Source organism: Saccharothrix sp. BKS2 (genome assembly GCF_047689505.1).
Lineage (GTDB): Bacteria > Actinomycetota > Actinomycetes > Mycobacteriales > Pseudonocardiaceae > Actinosynnema > Actinosynnema lopnurensis.
This window is the reverse complement of record NZ_JAUQOL010000007.1, coordinates 292,699-311,773: the sequence shown is the minus strand read 5'-3', so window position 1 is coordinate 311,773 and position 19,075 is coordinate 292,699. Positions and strand designations below refer to the sequence as shown.

The 19,075-nt window shown below is 75.5% G+C and carries 14 protein-coding genes; 8 read left to right on the top strand and 6 right to left on the bottom strand.

Features of this window, described 5'->3' with window-relative positions; genetic code table 11:
- Positions 1-83 precede the first annotated feature (83 nt).
- Entirely contained in the window at positions 84-554 is a 471-nt protein-coding gene (locus Q5530_RS17400) for a MarR family winged helix-turn-helix transcriptional regulator (protein WP_415363449.1), read from the bottom strand.
- 70 nt (positions 555-624) lie between these two features.
- Here Q5530_RS17400 and Q5530_RS17395 point away from each other — a divergent pair, with 70 nt between their 5' ends.
- The 4 genes from Q5530_RS17395 to Q5530_RS17380 all read left to right on the top strand — a co-directional run bounded on the left by Q5530_RS17395 (position 625) and on the right by Q5530_RS17380 (position 5,872).
- Positions 625-1,611 carry a hypothetical protein gene (locus tag Q5530_RS17395; protein ID WP_415363447.1) on the top strand — a complete coding sequence of 329 codons (987 nt, stop codon included), beginning with the start codon at positions 625-627 and terminating at the stop codon, positions 1,609-1,611.
- A 194-nt stretch (positions 1,612-1,805) separates the two neighbouring features.
- Entirely contained in the window at positions 1,806-2,957 is a 1,152-nt protein-coding gene (locus Q5530_RS17390; protein WP_415363445.1) for an acyl-CoA dehydrogenase family protein, read from the top strand.
- Positions 2,958-3,060: 103 nt separating this feature from the next.
- Positions 3,061-3,924: an SGNH/GDSL hydrolase family protein gene (locus tag Q5530_RS17385; protein WP_415363444.1), complete on the top strand. Its 864-nt coding sequence runs from the start codon at positions 3,061-3,063 to the stop codon at positions 3,922-3,924.
- A 1-nt stretch (position 3,925) separates the two neighbouring features.
- On the top strand, positions 3,926-5,872 hold the full coding sequence (locus Q5530_RS17380) for a hypothetical protein (protein ID WP_415363443.1): 1,947 nt from the start codon (positions 3,926-3,928) through the stop codon (positions 5,870-5,872).
- 188 nt (positions 5,873-6,060) lie between these two features.
- Here the strand turns inward: Q5530_RS17380 and Q5530_RS17375 are convergent, their stop codons facing one another.
- Together Q5530_RS17375 and Q5530_RS17370 are read right to left on the bottom strand one after the other, a co-directional pair.
- On the bottom strand, positions 6,061-10,515 hold the full coding sequence (locus tag Q5530_RS17375; RefSeq protein WP_415363441.1) for a CHAT domain-containing protein: 4,455 nt from the start codon (positions 10,513-10,515) through the stop codon (positions 6,061-6,063).
- 452 nt (positions 10,516-10,967) lie between these two features.
- Entirely contained in the window at positions 10,968-12,020 is a 1,053-nt protein-coding gene (locus Q5530_RS17370; protein ID WP_415363439.1) for a LacI family DNA-binding transcriptional regulator, read from the bottom strand.
- A gap of 101 nt (positions 12,021-12,121) precedes the next feature.
- Between Q5530_RS17370 and Q5530_RS17365 the strand changes: the two genes are divergently transcribed.
- Positions 12,122-13,432, top strand: coding sequence for an MFS transporter (locus Q5530_RS17365; RefSeq protein WP_415363438.1), 1,311 nt, complete (start codon positions 12,122-12,124; stop codon positions 13,430-13,432).
- On the top strand, positions 13,419-14,612 hold the full coding sequence (locus tag Q5530_RS17360; protein ID WP_415363436.1) for an enolase C-terminal domain-like protein: 1,194 nt from the start codon (positions 13,419-13,421) through the stop codon (positions 14,610-14,612). The genes Q5530_RS17365 and Q5530_RS17360 overlap by 14 nt, the downstream gene beginning before the upstream one ends.
- A 115-nt stretch (positions 14,613-14,727) precedes the next feature.
- Here the strand turns inward: Q5530_RS17360 and Q5530_RS17355 are convergent, their stop codons facing one another.
- From Q5530_RS17355 to Q5530_RS17345, 3 genes are all read right to left on the bottom strand, one after another.
- Complete coding sequence (locus tag Q5530_RS17355) at positions 14,728-15,501, bottom strand: cytochrome c oxidase assembly protein (RefSeq protein WP_415363434.1); 774 nt, start codon at positions 15,499-15,501, stop codon at positions 14,728-14,730.
- A 4-nt stretch (positions 15,502-15,505) separates the two neighbouring features.
- Entirely contained in the window at positions 15,506-15,955 is a 450-nt protein-coding gene (locus Q5530_RS17350; protein ID WP_415363433.1) for a DUF2243 domain-containing protein, read from the bottom strand.
- Positions 15,956-16,088: 133 nt separating this feature from the next.
- Positions 16,089-17,234: a carboxylate-amine ligase gene (locus Q5530_RS17345; protein ID WP_415363432.1), complete on the bottom strand. Its 1,146-nt coding sequence runs from the start codon at positions 17,232-17,234 to the stop codon at positions 16,089-16,091.
- A gap of 411 nt (positions 17,235-17,645) precedes the next feature.
- Here Q5530_RS17345 and Q5530_RS17340 point away from each other — a divergent pair, with 411 nt between their 5' ends.
- Both Q5530_RS17340 and Q5530_RS17335 read left to right on the top strand, forming a co-directional pair.
- On the top strand, positions 17,646-17,888 hold the full coding sequence (locus Q5530_RS17340; protein ID WP_415363430.1) for a hypothetical protein: 243 nt from the start codon (positions 17,646-17,648) through the stop codon (positions 17,886-17,888).
- A 66-nt stretch (positions 17,889-17,954) separates the two neighbouring features.
- Positions 17,955-18,992 (top strand): MerR family transcriptional regulator, encoded by a 1,038-nt coding sequence (locus Q5530_RS17335; protein WP_415363428.1) that lies wholly within the window; start codon positions 17,955-17,957, stop codon positions 18,990-18,992.
- Positions 18,993-19,075 lie beyond the last annotated feature (83 nt).

Genomic DNA, 19,075 nt, shown 5'->3' with positions numbered 1-19,075 from the left:
CGTGGCGGAAACACCTCGAAATCCGGACGGGCGAACCCCCGGGAGCCGCGGGACCCGGGCGCGGAGGCCCGGTCGGCGGAACCTCAGCGGGTCCGGGTGGCCGCGGCGATCAGGGTGATCAGCTGGCGGCGGAAGTGGTCGTAGTCCTCCACCGCGCCGAGCAGCGCCTCGGACTCCTGCTCCTCGCGGCGGGCGGCGGCCAGCACGTCCCGGCCGGTCGGGGTGACCTCGACCAGCGTGCGGCGGCGGTCGCGGGCGTCGGCGGCGCGGGTGACGTGCCCGGAGCGGTCCAGCCGCTCGATGGTGCGGCTCATCGTCTGGTCGGTCACCCGGCACAGCACGGCCAGCTCGCGCTGGGCCAGGGGCCCGTCGGCGAGGTGGTGCAGCGCGATCAGGCCCGCGTGCGTCAGGCCCAGCCCGTTCAGCACCTCGTCGAACCGGCTCTCCACGACGCGCGCGGCGACCGACAGCAACCGCCCGGTCGGCCAGGAGTCGACGTCGGCGCGCACCTGGTCCGGCCGGCCCGACACCTCCCGCTCGTCCCCTCGGCCCACCCGGGCATCTTCGCAGAGCACGCCGGAGGGCGATTGTTCAGCCTGCTGAGCGTTTGCCATCATGTTCAGCGTGCTGAACGTTGTGCGGGGCCGCAGTCGGCTGCTGGTGTGGGGGGTGGTCGGCAGCTTCGCGCTCACCGGCCTGGTGTGGCTGCTCGGGCAGCGGTTGCACGGGATCGCCCTGCTGCCCGACCAGGGGGCCTCCTGGTACTACTGGCAGCTGCCCGAACCGACGTCCTGGACCCGCGCGTCGGCGTGGGTCGGGTACGTGGCGCACCAGGTCGTGTCCTGGGGGTTGATCCACTACGCGCAGACGCGGGTCCGCCGCTACACCACCGGCCTGCACCGGGTGAACGTCGTCGCGCTCGCCGCCAACGGCGGGTTCATCGCCCTGCACGCCCTCCAGACCCAGCTGTTCTACGACGGCACCGCCCAGGACGTGTCGATCTTCAGCTCCCAGGGCTCGGTCGTGCTGCTGCTGGTGGCCGTGCTGCTGATGGAGAACAAGCGGCGCGGCCTGTTCTTCGGCCGCCCCGCGCCGATCGGGGCCGACGTCGTGGCGTTCGTGCGGCGCTACCACGGCTACCTGTTCAGCTGGGCCGCGGTCTACACGTTCTGGTACCACCCGATGGAGAGCACCAGCGGCCACCTCATCGGGTTCTTCTACATGTTCCTGCTCCTGTTCCAGAGCAGCCTGGTGTTCACCACCGCGCACACGAACCGGTGGTGGACGCTCGGGCTGGAGCTGGTGGTGGCGCTGCACGGCACGCTGGTGGCGGTGATGAACTCGGGCCCGGACGGGGTCTGGCCCATGTTCCTGTTCGGGTTCGTCGGCATCTTCGTGATCACCCAGCTGCACGGGGTGGGGTTGAGCGCCGCGACGCGGTGGTGGGTCGCCGGGGCGATCGGCGTGGCGGCCCTGGGGGTCTACGCGTGGCGCGGGTACGACCGGATCGACGAGGTCGTGCGCATCCCGGCCATCGAGTACCTGCTGGTGGCCGTGCTCGCGCTGCTGGTGTGGGCGCCGCTGCGGCTGGTGCGCGCCGCGCGCCGGTGAGCCGCGCCCGAGCGGGGGTTCCCCCGGGTCGAGCACCGACCGGCACGATCGGCCCAGCGCCGCGGCCCGGGGAGGCACCGGCGGTGAGCGCGTCGGCACCGTTCGGGTGCCGTGTCCCGCGCACGCCGATCGCCGATGATCCCCTGTGGCACAGTGGCCCTGCCGGACGCCGGGTCGGGAGTACGGGGGACACCATGCCGGATCTCGTCGACCGGGTGCGCGCCCTGGTCCCCCTGCTGCGGTCCAACGCCGCGCGCTGCACCGCCGAGCGCCGCGTCCCGCGCGAGAACCTGGACGCGCTGCGCGGGACCGGTCTGTTCCGCGCGGCCCTCCCCCGCCGCCTGGGCGGGCTCGAACTCGACGTGCGCACGAAGCTCGCGGCCCTCACCGAGGTCGCCCGGGGCTGCGGTTCCACGGCCTGGGTCGCGACGATCTACCTGGACTCCGTCTTCCTGCTCGCCAAGTTCCCCGACGAGGTGCAGGAGGAGGTCTTCGCCGACCCGGAAGCCTTCCACTGCGCCACGTTGGCCGTGCCCGGCCGGGCGGTGGTGGTCGACGGCGGGTACTCCGTGTCCGGCCGCTGGCCGTTCAACAGCGGCTGCCTGGACGCCTCGTACCTGCTCCAGCCGGCGGTGGTCGAGGGCTGCGGGCCGGCCCACTTCGCCATCCCCGCGCGGGACCTGACCGTCGAGGACGACTGGCACGTCAGCGGCATGGAGGGCACCGGCAGCAACACCGTGTCCGGCCGGGACGTCTTCGTCCCGCACCGGCACGCGATCCCGTCGGCGCGGCTGCTCGACCAGGAGCACCGCAGCGAGCGCAACGCGGACTCGCCCTTCTTCCGCCACCCCCCGCTGCCCTACCTGGTCACCAGCGCCGCCGCGTCGTTCCTGGGCCTGGCCGAGGCCGCGTACGAGTTCTACCTCGACCGCCTCCCCCGCCGCGGCCCGGTCGCCTACACCGGCCACGCCCACCACCGCGACGCCGCGATCACCCACCACCAGGTCGCCGAGAGCAGGCTGAAGGTGGACGCCGCCCGCCTGCTGGCCGAGCAGGCGGCCGACCTGCTCGACGAGCGCGTGGCCACCGGCGCGGGGTGCGACCGGCAGGACCGGGCCAGGGTCTGGGGCCAGGTGGCCTACGCGACGCGGCTGTGCGCCGAGGCGGTCGAGGCGCTGCGCCTGGGCTCGGGGGCGTCGGGCATCTCCACGGCGTTCCCCCTCCACCGCATCGCCCGGGACGTCCAGGCGCTGGCCACGCACGCGGTGCTGATCCCCACCACCGGCATCGAGCACTACGGCCGCGCGCTGTGCGGGGTCGAGCCGGGCACGCCGCTGCTGCTCTGACCGGACGACGCGGCGGCGGAAGCGGTGGTCAGGACCACCGGTCTTTCGGCAGGCTGCCGGGTGAGCAGTGACGCCGGTCACACGCCACCCCGGAGGTCCCCTGATGAACGCACGCCTTCGCCGTGCCCTGTCCGCCGCCGCGGGCGTGGTCGCCCTGGCCACGCCGGTGGTGTTACCCGCGTCGCCGGTCGCGGCGGCGGAACCCCCGTCGTACGTCGCGCTCGGCGACTCCGCGGCGTCCGGACCGCTGATCCCGACCCCGACCGGTCCCCTGGCCTGCGGCCGGTCCACGCACAACTACCCGCACGAGCTGGCGGCCCGGCTCGGCGCGGCGCTGACCGACGTGACGTGCGGCGGCGCGTCGAGCAGGCACCTGACCCAGCCGCAGGAGCTGTCGCTGCTCGACCTGCCCGCCGGCACCGCGCCGCCGCAGTTCGACGCGCTGCGCCCGGACACCGACCTGGTCACGCTGACCATGGGCGGCAACGACGTCGGCCTGGTCGGCATCGCGCAGGACTGCGTGCGGCTCGACCCCGCGGCCACGCCGTGCCGGGGCGAGCACGAGGAGCGCCTCGCCCAGCGGCTGGCCGAGTTCGCGCCCCGGCTGGCCGCCGCCCTGGACGAGATCCGCGCGCGGTCGCCGCGGGCGCGCGTGGTCACCACCGGCTACGGCCTCTACCTCAAGCCCGGCGGCTGCTGGCCGGTCCAGCCCGTCCTGCCGGCGGACGCCGACTTCCTCCAGGGCGGCGTCGACCGCCTCAACCTGGTCATCGCCGAGCAGAGCGCGGCGCACGGCGCGGAGTACGTCGACCTGCGCACGCCCAGCGCCGGGCACGACGCGTGCCAACTCCCGGGGGACAAGTGGGTCGAGGGGTACGTGCCGACCGACCTCGCCGCGCCCCTGCACCCCAACCGGCGCGGTGAGGCGAACCACGCCCGGATCATCGCCGACCACCAAGGGGCGTGACATGGGGCTGCTGCCGGTCGTCGCCCTGATCGCCTCACTCGTCGTCGCGCCCGCGCAGGCCACCGCCCAGCCCCGGGGCTGCGACCCGCTCGGCGGGGGCACCGAGTGCCTGCTGCCCTTCCCCAGCGACTGGCACACCCGGGCCGACCCGACCACGCCCACCGGACGACGGGTCGCGTTCACCCCGGACGTGCTGCCGCGCAACGCCCCGGGCAGCGCGGTGAACCCGACGGCGTGGAACCGGGCCGACGGCTTCTCCCCCGGCGCCACGCTGATCGCCCACGTGCCGGGCCTGGACCCGGTGGCGAGCGGGATGGCCCCGGTCACCGACATCGGCCGCTCGCTCGACGCGGACTCGCCCGTCGTGCTGCTGGAGGAGGCGACCGGCGAGCGGTGGCCGCACTGGGCCGAGATCGACTCCAACGACCCGCGGCGGCGCGCGCTGCTGATCCACCCCGCCCGCAACCTCCGCGACGGGCACCGGTACGTCGTGGCGCTGCGCGGCCTGCGGGACGCCACCGGCCGCGAGATCCCGCCGAACCCGGCGTTCGCCCGGGTCGCCGGGGCGCGCCTGTCCGGGCACGACCCGCTGCGCGCCCGGCAGCGGCAGTTGCGGCCGGCCCTGGCGGTGCTCGCCGCGCACGGCCTCGACCCGGGCTCCCTGCACCTGGCGTGGGGCTTCACCGTGGCGAGCACGCGCAGCCTCACCGGCGACCTGGTCACCCTCCGCGACGACGCCCTGCGCGCCCTGGGGTCGCGCGCGCCGATCTCGACCGTCACCGGGGTCACCGACTTCACGCCCGAGCAGGACGCGCGCATCGCCCGCGAGGTCACCGGCCGGGTCACCGTGCCCAGCTACCTGACGCTGCCCGGCGGCCTGCCCGGTTCGCTGCTGCGGCGCGACCGGGACGGCGCGCCGCGCCGCTCGCCGTTCGGCCCGGTCGAGGCGCAGTTCCGCTGCGAGGTGCCGCGCTCGGCGTTCGACCGCCCGTCGTGGCCCGCCCTGTACGGCCACGGGCTGCTGGGCTCGCGCTCGGAGGTGGGCGCGGGCAACGTGAAGGCGATGGCCGCCGAGCACGGGTTCACCTTCTGCGCCACCGACTGGATCGGCATGGCGCAGGACGACATCCCGGTGGTGCTGGCCGCGCTCGCGGACGTCACCGCGTTCCCGGCGATCCCGGAGCGCTCGCAGCAGGGCCTGCTCAACGCGATCTTCCTGGGCCGGGCGCTGACCCACCCGGAGGGGTTCGCGGCGCACCCGGCGTTCCGCACCGACGACGGCCGCCCGCTGGTCGACACCACCCGCCCGCTGGTCTTCGACGGCAACAGCCAGGGCGGCATCCTGGGCGGCGCGCTGGTGGCGGCCTCGCCGGACATCCGCACCGCGGTCCTGGGCGTCACCGGCATGAACTACGGCGTGCTGCTCAACCGCAGCAGCGCCTTCGCCCCGTTCCAGCAGGTGCTCGACCTGTCCTACCCGGACCGGCTGCGCCAGCAGGTGGTGCTCCAGCTGCTGCAACTGCTGTGGGACCGGGGCGAGACCAACGGCTACGCCAACCACCTCGGCGACCGCCGCGTCCTGATGCACATCGCGTTCGGTGACCACCAGGTGGCGAACGTCGCGGCGGACGTGCAGGCCCGCACGATCGGCGCGCGCCTCGCCGCACCCGCCCTGGCGCCCGGCCGCAGCCCGGACCGCGTCCCGCACTGGGGCGTCGAGCCGGTGCGGTTGCCCCACGCCGATTCCGCGGTGGTGGTGTGGGACAGCGGCACCCCCGCCCCGCCGACCACGAACACCCCGCCGACCGGGGCGGAGCACGGCCGCGACCCGCACGCCGACCCGCGCTCGTCGGTCGACGCGCGGCGGCAGAAGGCCGTTTTCCTGACCACCGGCGTGGTCGTCGACGTGTGCGGCGGAGCGCCCTGCACGGCCCCGCCCACGGGGTGAGCCCGGCGGGTCCACCGCCGCCGGAGGGTGCGGCGGCGGTGGACCCGCGTTCACCTGCCCTTGCACCAGGGACCCGCCCTCACCTCCCACCCCGACCACGACCGAGGGCGAACAGCGGCCACGCCCGGCCGGCGGCCGCGACGGCCCCGGCGAACGCGGCGTGGGCGGCTCGGTGCGGGCCGCGGGCGTCACGGACCGCTGTGGACCAGCGCGGCCCACAGGTGGGCGGCACCCGGGTCGGCGGCGCGCAGCGCGAGGGCGACCCGGCGCAGCGCGGCGGCGGCGCCGTCCGCGGTGGGGATATCGGCCTGGGTCTGCGTCCCGGGCTGCGCTTGGGCCTGCGTCCCGGCGAGGTCGCGGTAGAAGGCGGCGGCCGCGTCGGCGGCCACCCGGTCGTCCAGCGGCCACAGGCCGGCGATCACGTGCCTGAACCCGGCCAGCTGGAACGCCGAGGCCAGGTGCAGCACCTCGTCCGCGTGCCGACCGCCGTGGTGGGCTGTCGAGCACGCGGACAGGTAGGCCAGCTCCGCCCCGGGCAGGTCGAGCCCGCCGATCGCGGGCAGCCGGAGGGGGCCGTCGTCCAGCCGGAGGTTGCTGTCGGCCGGGGAGAGCAGGTCGGCCTCGGCGTGGCAGGCGAAGTGCGCCCACGTCGCCCCGGGCAGCGCCGCCAGGACCCGGTCGACCGTGGCCTCCCGGTCGCGCAGCAGCGTGCCGGGACCGCCCAGCCCGAGGGCCTCCCGCGCGGTGCCGGGCAGGTCGGGCAGGCCGGGGGTGCGCTCCAGGGCGACCACGAGCTGCCGCCGCACCGGTGCGGGCGCGCGGCGGCGCGCGTCCCGCAGGGCCCGCAGCGTCGGGACGTACGAGGAGATCGCCAGGTCCAGCAGGCCGGGGCGGTCCGGGCGGCAGGCGGCGTGCAGCGGGAACACCCCGAGGTGGCCGGTGGGCAGCCACCAGATCCGCCGCGGCTCCGGCCCGGCCGGCAGCGCGGCCAGCACCGGTTCGGCGACGACGTCCCACAGCCAGGCCAGGACCTCGGGCAGCACCCGCTGCCGGCGCAGCCGGTCGGCCGGGGACGTCCCGGTCGTCACCTCGGTCAGGGCGGTGGCGCGCTCCTCCACCTCCGCCGCCCGCAGACCGGGCAGCCCGACGCGCAGCGGGTCGCCGGAGGACCGCACGACCACCGCGTCACCGCGGTCGCCGGCCACGTTGACCACCACCGCCGCACCGCCCACCACGGCCTCCACCAGGTCGGCCAGGCGCGGACGGCGCAGGAAGTCCTCACCGCCGGGGCGGTCCCTGATCTCGGCGATCACCGCGCCGTGCTCGCACCACGCCCGCTTCCGGTCGGTCCCGGGCGGCACCGGCCCGTTCAGCGACCGCCGCACCCGGCGCAGCCGGTCGGCCAGGTCGGGTCGCACCCGGTCCAGGCAGGTCAGGTCGGTGCGGGTGCCGGCGTGGTCGGCCAGCAGGACGCCGCGCCCCTGCTCGGCCACCTCCACCGCGCCCGCCGGGTCGCCCGCGGCGCAGTGGGCGGCGACCGCCGTGCCGACCAGGCCCGCGACCGTGCCGAGCCGGTGCTGCCGGTCGACCCACCCCGCGCCCCGGGGCAGCACGTCGGGCAGCAGGGCCACGGCGGTGTCGAGCACCTCCACGGCCGTCCGGTGCTCGCCGGCGGTGAGCGCCAGCGCCCCCACCTGGTGGTGGCCCCACACCCGTTCGGCCGGCGCGGTGTCCGCGGCCAGTTCGCGGACCAGGTCGCGCAGCCGCCGCGCGTCCACCGCGGCCCCGGTCCGCTCGGCGCGGTCGCGGTGGGCCGCCGCGAGGGCGCCCACCACGGCGATCCGGCCCATCCCGGTCCCGACCGGCTCGGCCAGCGCCCGCTCGGCCAGGTCCACCGCCCGGTCCAGGTCCTCGGGCGTGCGGTCGGGGCGGGCCCGGTAGGTGGTCGCGAGGTTGGCCAGCCACCCGGCCCGGCCGGGGTGACCCGGCGGGGTGGCCGCCACCGCCAGCTCCCCGAGGTCGACCGCGCGCCGCAGGTGCTCCCCGCCCAGGCCGACCTCGTGAGCGCGCTGGTGGCTGGTGGCGAGCTTGCCGCAGCGGTCGCCCAGGTCCGGGTCGAGCCGGTTGACCGGGCCCACGGTCCGCTCGCCCAGCTCGATCGCGCGCTCCAGGTCCGCCAGGTCGTGGGAGGCGGTGAACCGCTGCTGGTACGCGCTGCCCAGCAGGGACGCCACGCCCGTGGTCCGGTCGCCCGCCGCGGTCCGCGCCGCCAGCTCCGCCTCCCAGGTGGTGATGGCCCGGTCCAGGTCCGCCACCGCGCCGGCGTGCCGGTAGCGGCTGAGGTAGGCGCCGGCGAGCATCGACGCGAGGTCGCGGTGGTCGCCCCCGGCGGCGAGCGAGCCCTCGCCCAGTTCGACGGCGCGGTCCAGGTCCTCGGCGGTGCCCAGGAAGCGGTGGCGCTCCTGGAGGACGGCGAGCAGCCCGGCCACCGCGGTCGGGTCGCCGGGCCGCGCGGCCACCGCCTCCTCGCCGCGCTCGCGGGCGTGGCGCAGGCCGTCCGGGTCGACGCCGGCGGAGAAGGCCCCGAGGTGGAACCGGGCCACGGAGGTCAGGTGGGCGGGACGGCCCGGGTGCGCGGCCGGCAGGGCGTCGAGGCACCGCTCACCCGTCCGCACGGCGGCCCGCAGGTCGTCGACGGACGCGGTGCGCTCGTAGCGGCGGAACAGCGCGCCGGCGAGGGTGAACAGGAGCGGACCCGCCTCGGCGGGGTCCTCGGGCAGCCGGGACGCGGCCTCCCCGGCGCGGGCGATCGCCTTCTCCAGCACCGCCGGGTCCCCGGTGCGCTCGTAGCGCAGCAGGTGCGCCTTGGCGGCCTCGTCCAGCCACGAGGAGCGGTTCGGGCCGGGACCGAACGCCGCCGCCACCGACTCCAGCAGGTCGGCGGCCCGCGAGGCGTCGGCGGGGTCGTGCCGGACCCGGAACCTGGCCAGCAGGGCGTAGGCGAGGTGGAAACCGGGGTTCACGGGGTCGACCCGGGCCGAGCCGGGGGTGGACACCGCGACCCCGCCCGCCCCGACGGCCCGGTCCAGGTCGACGGCGTCGCCGTCGCGCTCGAACCGGCGGCGCAGCGCCAGGCACAGGTCGGCCGACCTGGTCACCCGCTCCGGGTCGTCGGCGGGGGTGTCCGCGAGGGCGAGGGACAGCAGGGCGATGCCCGCGTCCAGCAGCGCCGGGTCGTCCGACCACTGCGAGGCGAGCAGGAAGTCCGTGGCCGCGCCCGCTTGCTCGTCGTGGTGCGCCTCGGGCCCGACGAGCCGGTCCACCGGCGGGGGCAGCGGGTCCGGGTCGTCGGTGTGGAAGCGCAGGCACAGCACGGCGCGCGCGAGCTCGCCGGGCGCCCGGTCCCGGTCGACGGCCTTGAACCGGACCAGGTGCAGCAGGCCCAGGCGCAGGCGGGCCTCGTGCAGCACCGCCCGGACGGCCCCGGCCCGCTCGCGCGCGCGGGAATCGAGGTAGGCGTGCAGGTCGGCGCAGTCCCGGTCGGCGTCCGGTGCCAGGACCACCCGGGGGTCGCGCGACCGGAGGTAGGTGACGAAGCGCTGTCCGACGCGGTCGATCAGGTTGTCGGCCGCTTCGTCGGACAGCGTCGAGCCCGAGTCCGCGGCGCTCGACACCGCCGAGTTCGACACCGCCGAGTTCGACACCGCCGAGTTCGACACCGCCGAGTTCGACACCCCGGCGCTCCGCACCTCAGCGCAGACCGCCGCCTCAGCCGGCCGCACCACCGCCACCGGCGCGCGGAGGGGAACCCGCCACACCCGCGCGGGCCCGTCCCCCTTCCACGCCGCCGCCACGAGCAGGTCGCCCTCCGGCGTCACCACCGCGTCCAGCCCCCGGAACGGCCCGTCGCCGACCACCGGGATCGCGGCCACCTCCCGGCCCGTGGCGCCGGACACCACGGCGAGGCGGTCCCCGGTGGCCGTGACGAGGACCGGTTCGCCGGCGTCGGCCCAGGCCACGGCGAGGCACCCGGCGCCCGGCGACGCCCACAGCCCCTCGCCGCTCCCGGCGTCCCACACCCGGACCGAGCCACCGGGGTTCGCCGCGACCAGCGCGCGCCCGTCGGGGGCGATCGTCAACGCGGCGGAGCCCCGCCCCCCGTCCCGCCCCCCGGACCCCGGGACGCCGAGCGTGCGCACCGCGGCTCCGGTCTCCGCGTCCCACAGGTGGACGACCCGCGCGGCGCGGTCGTCGTCCGCCAGCGCCGCCACCCACACGCGCCCGTCCGGCAGCTCCGCCACCGACACCGCGTGCACGACGTGCCCGTGGTCCGCGCCCGCCGACAACCGGGTCAGCTCGCGGCCCGCGGCGCCGTCCCAGACGCGGGCCGTCGCGTCGTCGCCGCCGGTGACGAGCAACGCGCGGCCGTCCCGGAGCACGGCCCAGTCGACCGAGTTGACCGAGCCCGCGTGCCCGTCGAGCAGGCGCAGCCCCTCCCCCGTGCGACCGTCCCAGGTCCGGACTGTCAGGTCCTCGCTCCCGGTGGCGAGGACGAGCCGGCCACTGGGCAGCACCGCCCCCGCGATGGACAGGACCCGGTCGTCGTGCCGCGAGAGCAGGGTGACCGGTTCTCCTCCGCGCACGTCCCACAGGTGGCCGCAACCGTTGTCCGAGCAGTTCGCGAGGAACTCGCGGCCGTCGCCCGAAGAAACCCACCTGACCGCGTTGGACCGGAATGTCGTGCCGGTCGTCCCCGTCCACGGCGGAGGCGTGACTTCTCGCGGGTTTTCGGGCGAGGCATTCGGCACCGCGACAGTGTCCGCCCCGGTAGGAGCGGTGGACACCGGATCAGGGGTCGCCCTTCGGAAAACCGAAAAACACGACAAAGTGATTGTTCGTCGTTTTCGACCGCAGACCTCGCGCCGTTCCCCAGGGGTTACCGCCGAGGATCGACGACGTGGAATTCACGAGCGGGAGCCCGGTAAAGCCGCGGAATTCGCGCCGCGTCCGGGCCGGGCCTTTTCATCCCGACTGCCGACCCCTCGACCGCGCACCCCGACCATGATCGGAAACGTTTCCGGGCAGCACCAACAGGTCAGTAGGACCGGTCGCTGTCCTTGGGCACCAGCGTCATCGGCCACAGCTCACCCACCGGCGGCGGGGGCGCGGGCTCCAGCCGGTCCAGCACCAGCTCGCCCAGCCGGCGCCCGTAGTGCTCCAGCGAGACGTGGAAGCAGGTCAGCGACGGGACCAGGTGCTCGCACACCGGGTTCTCGCGGAACCCGATGACGGCCAGGTCGCGCCCCGGCTCCACGCCGTTGGCGCGCAGGTGCCGGTAGAGCCCCGGGGCCAGCGTCTCCTGCGCCAGCACCACCGCGGTCGGCCGGTCGGCCGACGCGAGCAGCCGCTCCCCCAGCACGCCGCCCGCGTCCCGGTTGTCCGGCAGCCGCAGGACCAGACCCGGGTCGTCATCCAGGCCGCGCTCGGCGACCGCCTCCCGGTAGCCGCGCAGGAACTCGACGTCGCTGTTGACGTCGCGGTCGGCGGTGGCCACCGCGATCCGGCGGTGCCCGCCGGCGGCCAGCCTGCGCACCGACTGCGCGGCCACCCCGGCGAAGTCCAGGTCCAGCCAGGAGTGCTCGTGGGCCTGGGTGCGGCCCAGGCTGACGAACGGCACGCGCTGCTCGACCAGGTGGTCCACCCGCGGGTCGGTGCGCCGGGTGTCGGCCAGCACGAAGGCGTCGGCCAGGTGCCGGTCCACCGCGTTGCGCAGGAACTCGTCGGGCTTGGCGGCCGGGCCGAACGGCAGTATCACCAGGTCCAGCCCCCGCGGCCAGAGCACCTCCTGGAGCCCGTTGCAGACGTTGAGGAAGAAGGTCTCACCGGACTGCGTGCGCGCGGTCTGCGTGGGCATGACCAGGGCGACCGTGTTGGTCCGGCCCTGGCGCAGGCTGCGGCCGGACTGGTTGGGGCGGTAGCCCAGCGCCGCGGCCGTCTCGGCCACCAGCCGGCGGGTCTCCGCGCTGACCTCGCCGCGGCCGTTCATCGCCCGGGACACGGTGCTGATCGACATGCCGAGTTGGCGGGCCACGTCGCGGATGCCCGCGCCGCGCGACGGCGCCGCCCCGCGCCCCTCCTCGGCTCCCATGCGCCGAAGATACCGCGCCGGTGCGGCGGCATTGCTCGCCGGAAACGTTTCCGGTAGCGTCCGCGCATCATCGAGTGCCGCGGCCGTCCAACGGAGGACCCATGATCGAAACCGCCGTCATGCGCAAGCTGACCCTGAGGCTGCTGCCCGTCCTGGTGGTCGGCTACTTCGTGGCGATCCTGGACCGGGCCAACCTCGGTGTCGCGGCCCTGACCATGAACGCCGACCTCGGGTTGAGCGCGGCGGCCTTCGGCGTGGCCGCGAGCGTGTTCTTCGTGCCCTACGTGCTGCTGGAGGTGCCGTCGAACCTGGCCCTCCAGCGCTTCGGCGCCCGGCTGTGGATCGCCCGCATCATGATCACCTGGGGCGTGATCAGCGGCCTGCACGCGATCGTCTGGAACGCGGAGAGCCTCTACGTCATGCGCGCCCTGCTCGGCGCGGCCGAGGCGGGCTTCTTCCCCGGCGTCATCTTCTACCTCACCCAGTGGATCCCGGCGGCCCACCGCGGCCGCGTCCTGGCCGGGTTCACCGCGGGCATCCCGATCGCACTGGTCATCGGCACCCCGCTGTCCGGGATGCTGCTGAACCTCGACGGCTGGATGGGCCTGCACGGCTGGCAGTGGATGTACATCATCGAGGCCCTGCCCGCGGTCGCGCTGGGCGTGGCGATCCCGTTCCTGCTGCCGAACAAGGTCGGCGACGCCAAGTTCCTCACCGACCAGGAGAAGGAGTGGCTGAGCACCACCCTGGAACGGGAGCGGCTGGTCCGCGAGGCCGCCGGCGGTCCCAAGCACAGCCTGCTCAAGTCGCTGTTCAGCCCGCAGGTGCTGCTGTTCGCACTGTGCTACTACGGCCTGACCAACCTCAACGGCGCGGTCAGCACGTTCCTGCCGCAGATCCTCCTGCCGTTCGGCCTGGGCAACACAGCCACCACGTTCGTCGCCGCCGTGCCCTACCTCTTCGGCCTGGTGGGGATGCTCGTCATCGGCCGGTTCGCGGACCGGCCCGGCCGCCGCGCCACCGCGCTCTACACCGCGCTGGCCATCTCGGCGGTGGGCCTGGTCGCCTCGGCCCTGGTCGACCAGCCGACGCTGAAGCTCATCGCGCTGTGCTTCGCCGCGTTCGGCGTCTTCGGGGTGCTGCCGGGGTTCTGGGGCCTGCCCACCGCGCTGCTGGCGGGCACGGCGGCGGCGGGCGGCATCGCGCTGATCAACGCGCTGGGCAACCTGTCCAGCGTGGTCAACCCCGCGGTGATCGGGGTGATCCGGGAGCGCACCGGCGACTTCAACGGCGGGCTGCTCTGGCTGGCCGCGATGGCAGTGCTGGCCGCGCTCGTGCTCACGCTGATCCTGCGGTTGTGGGGTTCGCGGGCGACCGCGGGAACGGGAGGTGTGGTCGATGCGCATCGCTGACGTCCGGCTGCGCAGGCTGGAAGGCGTCCTGCCGACCGACGGCGACCTCTGGGAGCAGCGGCTGGTCCGGCCGCTGGACGTGTACCCGGAGTACCGGGACCGGGAGGACCACGAGGGCGGGGTGCAGACGGCGGAGGGGTTCCACCTGGTCAGCCACTTCGTGGAGATCGAGACCGACGAGGGGCTGATCGGTCGCGGCGGGCCGGTGCCCGAGCAGGTCGCCTACGTCGTCGCGCGCGACCTGCGGCGCCTGCTGCTCGGCGCGGACCCGATCGCGGGCGAGAAGCTGTGGGACCAGATGCACCGCAGCCAGGTCCACGGGCGGGCCGGGAACGCGATGCTGGCCATCAGCGCCGTGGACTGCGCCCTGTGGGACCTGCGCGGGCGCTGGCTGGGCCAGCCGGTGTACCGGCTGCTCGGCGGACCGACGCGGGAGACCGTGCCGGCGTACGCGTCGATGCTCGGCTTCAGCGTGACGGACCCGGACCTGGTGCGGCAGCGGGCCGTCGAGTACCGGGACCTCGGCTACGCCGCGCAGAAGTGGTTCTTCCGGTTCGGGCCGACGAGCGGGCACGAGGGCCTGCGCCGCAACGTCGAACTGGTCCGCACCGTGCGCGAAGCGGTCGGGGACGACTACGACATCATGTTCGACTGCTGGCAGGCCATGGACGTGACCTACGTCCGGGAGCTCGCCTCCCGCATCGAGCGGTACCGGCCGCGGTGGCTGGAGGAGTGCGTGATGCCGGACCGGGTCGACAGCTACCGGGAGCTGCGCGAGCGGCTGGGCATCCCGCTGGCCGGCGCGGAGCACGAGTACACCCGCTGGGGCTTCCGGCGGTTCGTCGACGCGCGGGCGCTGGACGTGCTCCAGCCCGACATCTACTGGTGCGGGGGCCTCTCGGAGACCCTGAAGATCGCGGCCTACGCGACCGCGCACGACCTGATCACCATCCCCCACGGGCACTCGGCCGCGGCGACCCTGCACTTCTCGCTGACGCAGTCGCCGATCCACACGCCCTACCAGGAGGACCTGGTGAAGTGGAACGCCGTGCACCAGCACTTCCTGCGCCACCCGGTCAACCCGGTGGACGGGCTCCTGCACGCCCCCGCCGAACCCGGCCTGGGCATGGACCTGGACACCGCCCGCGCCACCTCGGACACCTGGATCTTCCAGCCCTAGGTCGGCGTCACTGCGCCTGTCGGACCACGTGGTCCGGCAGGCGCGGCGGCGGGTGGGCGGTACCGGGGGCGCGGGCTCGGCGCCGATACCAGCCGGCGCGGGCTCGGCGCCGGTACTAGCCGGCGAACAGGGCGGTGGCCAGCGCCAGCTCGGCGAGGTCGCCGCCGTAGTACATCAGCCGGGCCGCCGCCCGCAGGGCCTCGGCTTCCCCCGCCCCGGCCGGCGGCAGGGCGAGGGCGTCGGCGTAGAGGAGCTTGGCCAGGACGGCGTGGGCGGCGGCGGCCAGGACGAACACCACCGCCCGGGTCGTCGTGCCGGGGCGGCGGGGAGCGGGGTCGGGTCCGGCGATGGACCAGGTGAACAGGTAGCCGGCCGCCAGGTGGTGCAGGTTCAGGACGTGGTGCAGCACCAGGTCGTGCTCGGCGGCCCGGTGCAGCGGGGTCAGCATGACCGCGTACAGCCCGCCGACGCTCAGCAGGGCCGCCACCGCCGGGTGCCCGAGCACGTGCACGGGCCGCGACCGCAGCACCCGCCCGACCCACCGCCTGGTCCGCGGGTCGGCGACGCGGAGCAGGAGCGTGACCGGCGCGCCCAGCACCAGCCCGAGCGGGGCGACCATGCCCAGCAGCAGGTGGCGCGCCACGTGCGCCCGGGGGTCGTGACCGGCCAGCACCGGGGACAGGGCCAGCGCCACCGCGGCGCAGCCGAGCAGCCAGGCGGCGGTGCGCCACCGGCTCCAGCCGCGCGGACCGGTCGCGGCGCGGCGGGCCGCGACCAGGTAGCCCACGGCCGGCGCGGCCGCCACCACCAGCGCGGGCGCCGCCCGCAGCCAGGGGTCCGGCTCGACGGCGTGGCCGCTGTGGTGCGGGTGTCCGGGTTCGGCGGGCACCGGGTCAGCCGCGCGGGTGGGCCGGGCCGCGGTGCCGCCGGGCGGCGCGCCGGGTGATCACGGCCCCGACGACCAGGAGCAGCGCGCCGGCGGAGTTCCACACCAGGTCGTAGGGCAGCACGTCCACCCCGTAGCGCACCTGGTGCAGCCGGAAGACCTTGTGGTTGACCAGGCCGTCGAACAACTGGAAGGCGCCCGCCCCGAGCAGGGCACCGCCCCACGCCGCCGCCGGCACCAGGTCGCCGCGCCGCCGCAGGTCGGCGAACCAGAAGAACCCGCCCACCAGCGCCAGCAGTTCGGCCGCGTGCAGCAGGCCGTCCGAGAGCAGCCCCGCGGTGGGGGTGGAGCGGTCGTAGAAGTGGTGCCAGCCCAGGAGCTGGTGGAACACGATCTCGTCGACCGCGGCCATCACGGCCGCCCCGATCACGCCCGCGGCCAGCGCCGACGTCCTCACCCGCGTCGGCCCAACCGATGAGGTCGCCACCCGTGCCCGCCCTTCGCGCCGCCACCCGGCCGGTTCCGCCACGGGCCGGAGTTCCCGGCGCGGGCGGTGGCAAACCCCGCCCGCGCCGATCCACCGGGTGCGATCAGGCCGCGGTCTCCGGCAGGCAGTCCTGGCCGGTGTGGCGGCTCAGCACCGCCACCACGTCCGCCAGCCGCCCGTCCCGCTGGAGGGCCCGCCGCTGCCGCACGGCCCCGTTGCCGACCTGGAGGACCTTGGTGAGCAGGGAGTTGACCGCGCGCAGCTCCCCGGTCCGGCGCAGCACCGGCCGCACGTGCCGGACGAGGTGGCCCAGCAGGTGGGAGGCCGGGGCGCGGCGGTTGGCGAACAGGTCGAGGCCCTGGCCGGTGATGCCGTCGCGGGCGGCGCGCCAGTAGGCCGCGCGCAGGGCCTGCTCGGAGACCGGCAGCGCCCACTCCCCCCGTTCGACCGCCTGGACGGCGGTGGTGACCAGGGCGCGCACGAGGACCGCCAGCAGGACGGTCTCGTCCACCGTGGCGGGGACGTCGGAGACGCGGACCTCGACGGTCGGCAGGTGGTCGGAGGGCCGCGCGTCCCAGTAGACCATCCCCCGGTCCAGCACCGCCCCGCTGTCGACCATCATGTCCACCACGGCGTCGTAGTGCTCCGCCGAGGTGAAGAAGGGCGGCGCCCCCGAGCACGCCCACCGGCCGACGAGCACCGAGCGCCAGCTGGCGTAGCCGGTGTCGACGCCCTGGTGGATCGGGGAGTTGGCGGTCAACGCCAGCAGCACCGGCAGCCACGGGCGCAGGTGGTTGCACACCTGCACCGCGGTCTCCCGGTCCGGCACCGCGACGTGCACGTGGCAGCCGCAGACCCCGTGCTCGGCGGCCAGCGCCCCGTAGTCCCGGCCGATGCGCGCGTAGCGCTCGGTGTCGGTCAACGGCTGCGCGGTGGGCCCGGCCAGGGGCACCCCCACGGCCAGCAGCCGGCCGCCGACCCGCAGGGCCGCCGCGGCGGCCACGGACCGCGCGGTCAGCAGGTGCCCGCGCACCTCGCGCATCCCCCGGCACACCGGCGTGTTGCTCTCCACCTGCGCCAGGGTCAGCTCCGGCCGCAGGTCCGCGCCGAACCCGCGCGCCACGTCGATGACCTCGCCGGCCACCGGCAGGGGCAGGCCGCTGTCGGGGTCGACGACGAGGAACTCCTCCTCGACGCCCAGGGTCGGCAGCTCGAGGTCGGAAGGGAGGGGGCGATCAACGTTGATCATGCTGTCCTCACCGCTCTGTGGTGATCCGCACGCGCCCTCACCAGCCCGCCGTCGTCGTGCGCCGCGATGGCAGCACGGAGCCGGCGGGATGACCGCATGAGGGGCGTCGGCACGCTGTTTGACCGACCAGGAGTTCTCCCGGCGGTCTCGTCCGCGACCGCCGAAAGGAATGCTGGAATACCACTACCGTGCGAGAACAAACTCACTCGTGGGGCAAGAGGGCACTACCCGTCGCCCGGAGTTCCGGCTCTCGGTTCCCGCCTTGCCCTGGGCGGGTCCACTCGGCCACCAACGGGTGGTTTCGACGGCCGGGCCCGGGTATCCGACCGGGACGTCGAACAGCCGGCGATCCGCATCCCGCCTCGATGCCCGGGACCCCGGCGAGGCGCCTCCGAGCCCTTGGACCTCGCCATGGCCACCACGCCCTGCCCCGATCCCGGCGCCATCGTCACCTACCTCAACCCCGACGTGCTCCACCCGAGCGTCTACGTGCGCGGCGTGGTCGTGGGGCCGCACGTGGTGGACCCGCGGACCTCCCACACGTGGGTGCCGGTGATGCTGCCCGACGGCGCCACGTCGGTGCTGGACACGGCGCACATCATCGAGGTGCTGCCGGCCGACCTCCCCGGCCCGGAGGGCGAACCCACGAGCTGAGGGCTCACGAGGGCTCACGAGTCGGGACTTGCGCCTCAAGCCGCATGAGACCCCACAGTGGGGACCATGCACGACGACCAGCTGTACCCGATCGGGGACGTGGCGCGCCGCACCGGGCTGAGCGTGAGCGCCGTCCGGTTCTACGCCGACGCCGGCGTCGTCCCGCCCACCGGTCACACCGACGCCGGTCACCGGCTGTACGACGTCGGCGCCATCGCCCGGCTGGAGCTCGTCCGCACCCTGCGCGAACTGGGCGCGGGCCTGGACGACGTCCGCCGGCTGCTGACCGACGAGACGACCCTGCACGACCTGGCCACCGCCCACCTCGCGCTCGTCGAGGGGCAGCTGCGCCACCTGCGCGCCCGGCGGGCCGTCCTGCGCACCATCGTCAACCAGCACACCGCGACCGAACGGGTGGCCCTCATGCACGACCTCGTCTCCCTGTCCGACGACGACCGCGACCGGCTCCTGGACGGGTTCTGGGACGAGGTCACCGACGGCCTCACCGTCCACCCGTCCTTCGCCGAGCAGCTGCACCGGATGCGGCCCACCCTGCCGGAGGAACCCACCACCGAGCAGCTCCAGGCGTGGATCGAGCTGGCCGACCTGGTGCGGGACGACGCCTTCCGCCGGTCGGTCCGCCGGTTCTTCCACGACGCCTTCTCCTCACCCAGGGCGATGGAGGTGACCACCCCGGCGATGATGGGGCTCATCGAGGCGCACCGGCTGGTCGAGGTGGAGGCGTGGGAGGCGCAGCGGGCCGGGCTGCCCCCGGACTCGCCGCGGGCGCGGGAGATCGCCGAACGCCTCCTGGCCTCGCTCGCCGCGCTCACCGCCGAGACCGCGGGGCAGCCCCTCGACGAGGACGGCCTCGCCGAACTCAGGCGGTCCGTGGTGGCCCCCGACCACACCAGCGCGCCCCACCGGCACGCCGAGCAGGCCGTCGCCGGGTTCACCGACCTGCTCGGCACCTACGTGTCGCTGATGGCCACCATCGGCGGGACGCCGCAGCCGGACCCGGAGGAGGCGCGGGAGAGCGAGCGGTGGGTGGCCGCGGCGCTCGGGGCGGCCGGCTCCCCGGGCGAGGACGCACCGGGCCGCTGACGGCCGGGGGCGGCGGGCGGCCGGGGGGCAGGGGGCGGCCGGGAGCCGCGCCGAGCCGAGCCGGGCCGGGTGGTCGAGGGCCG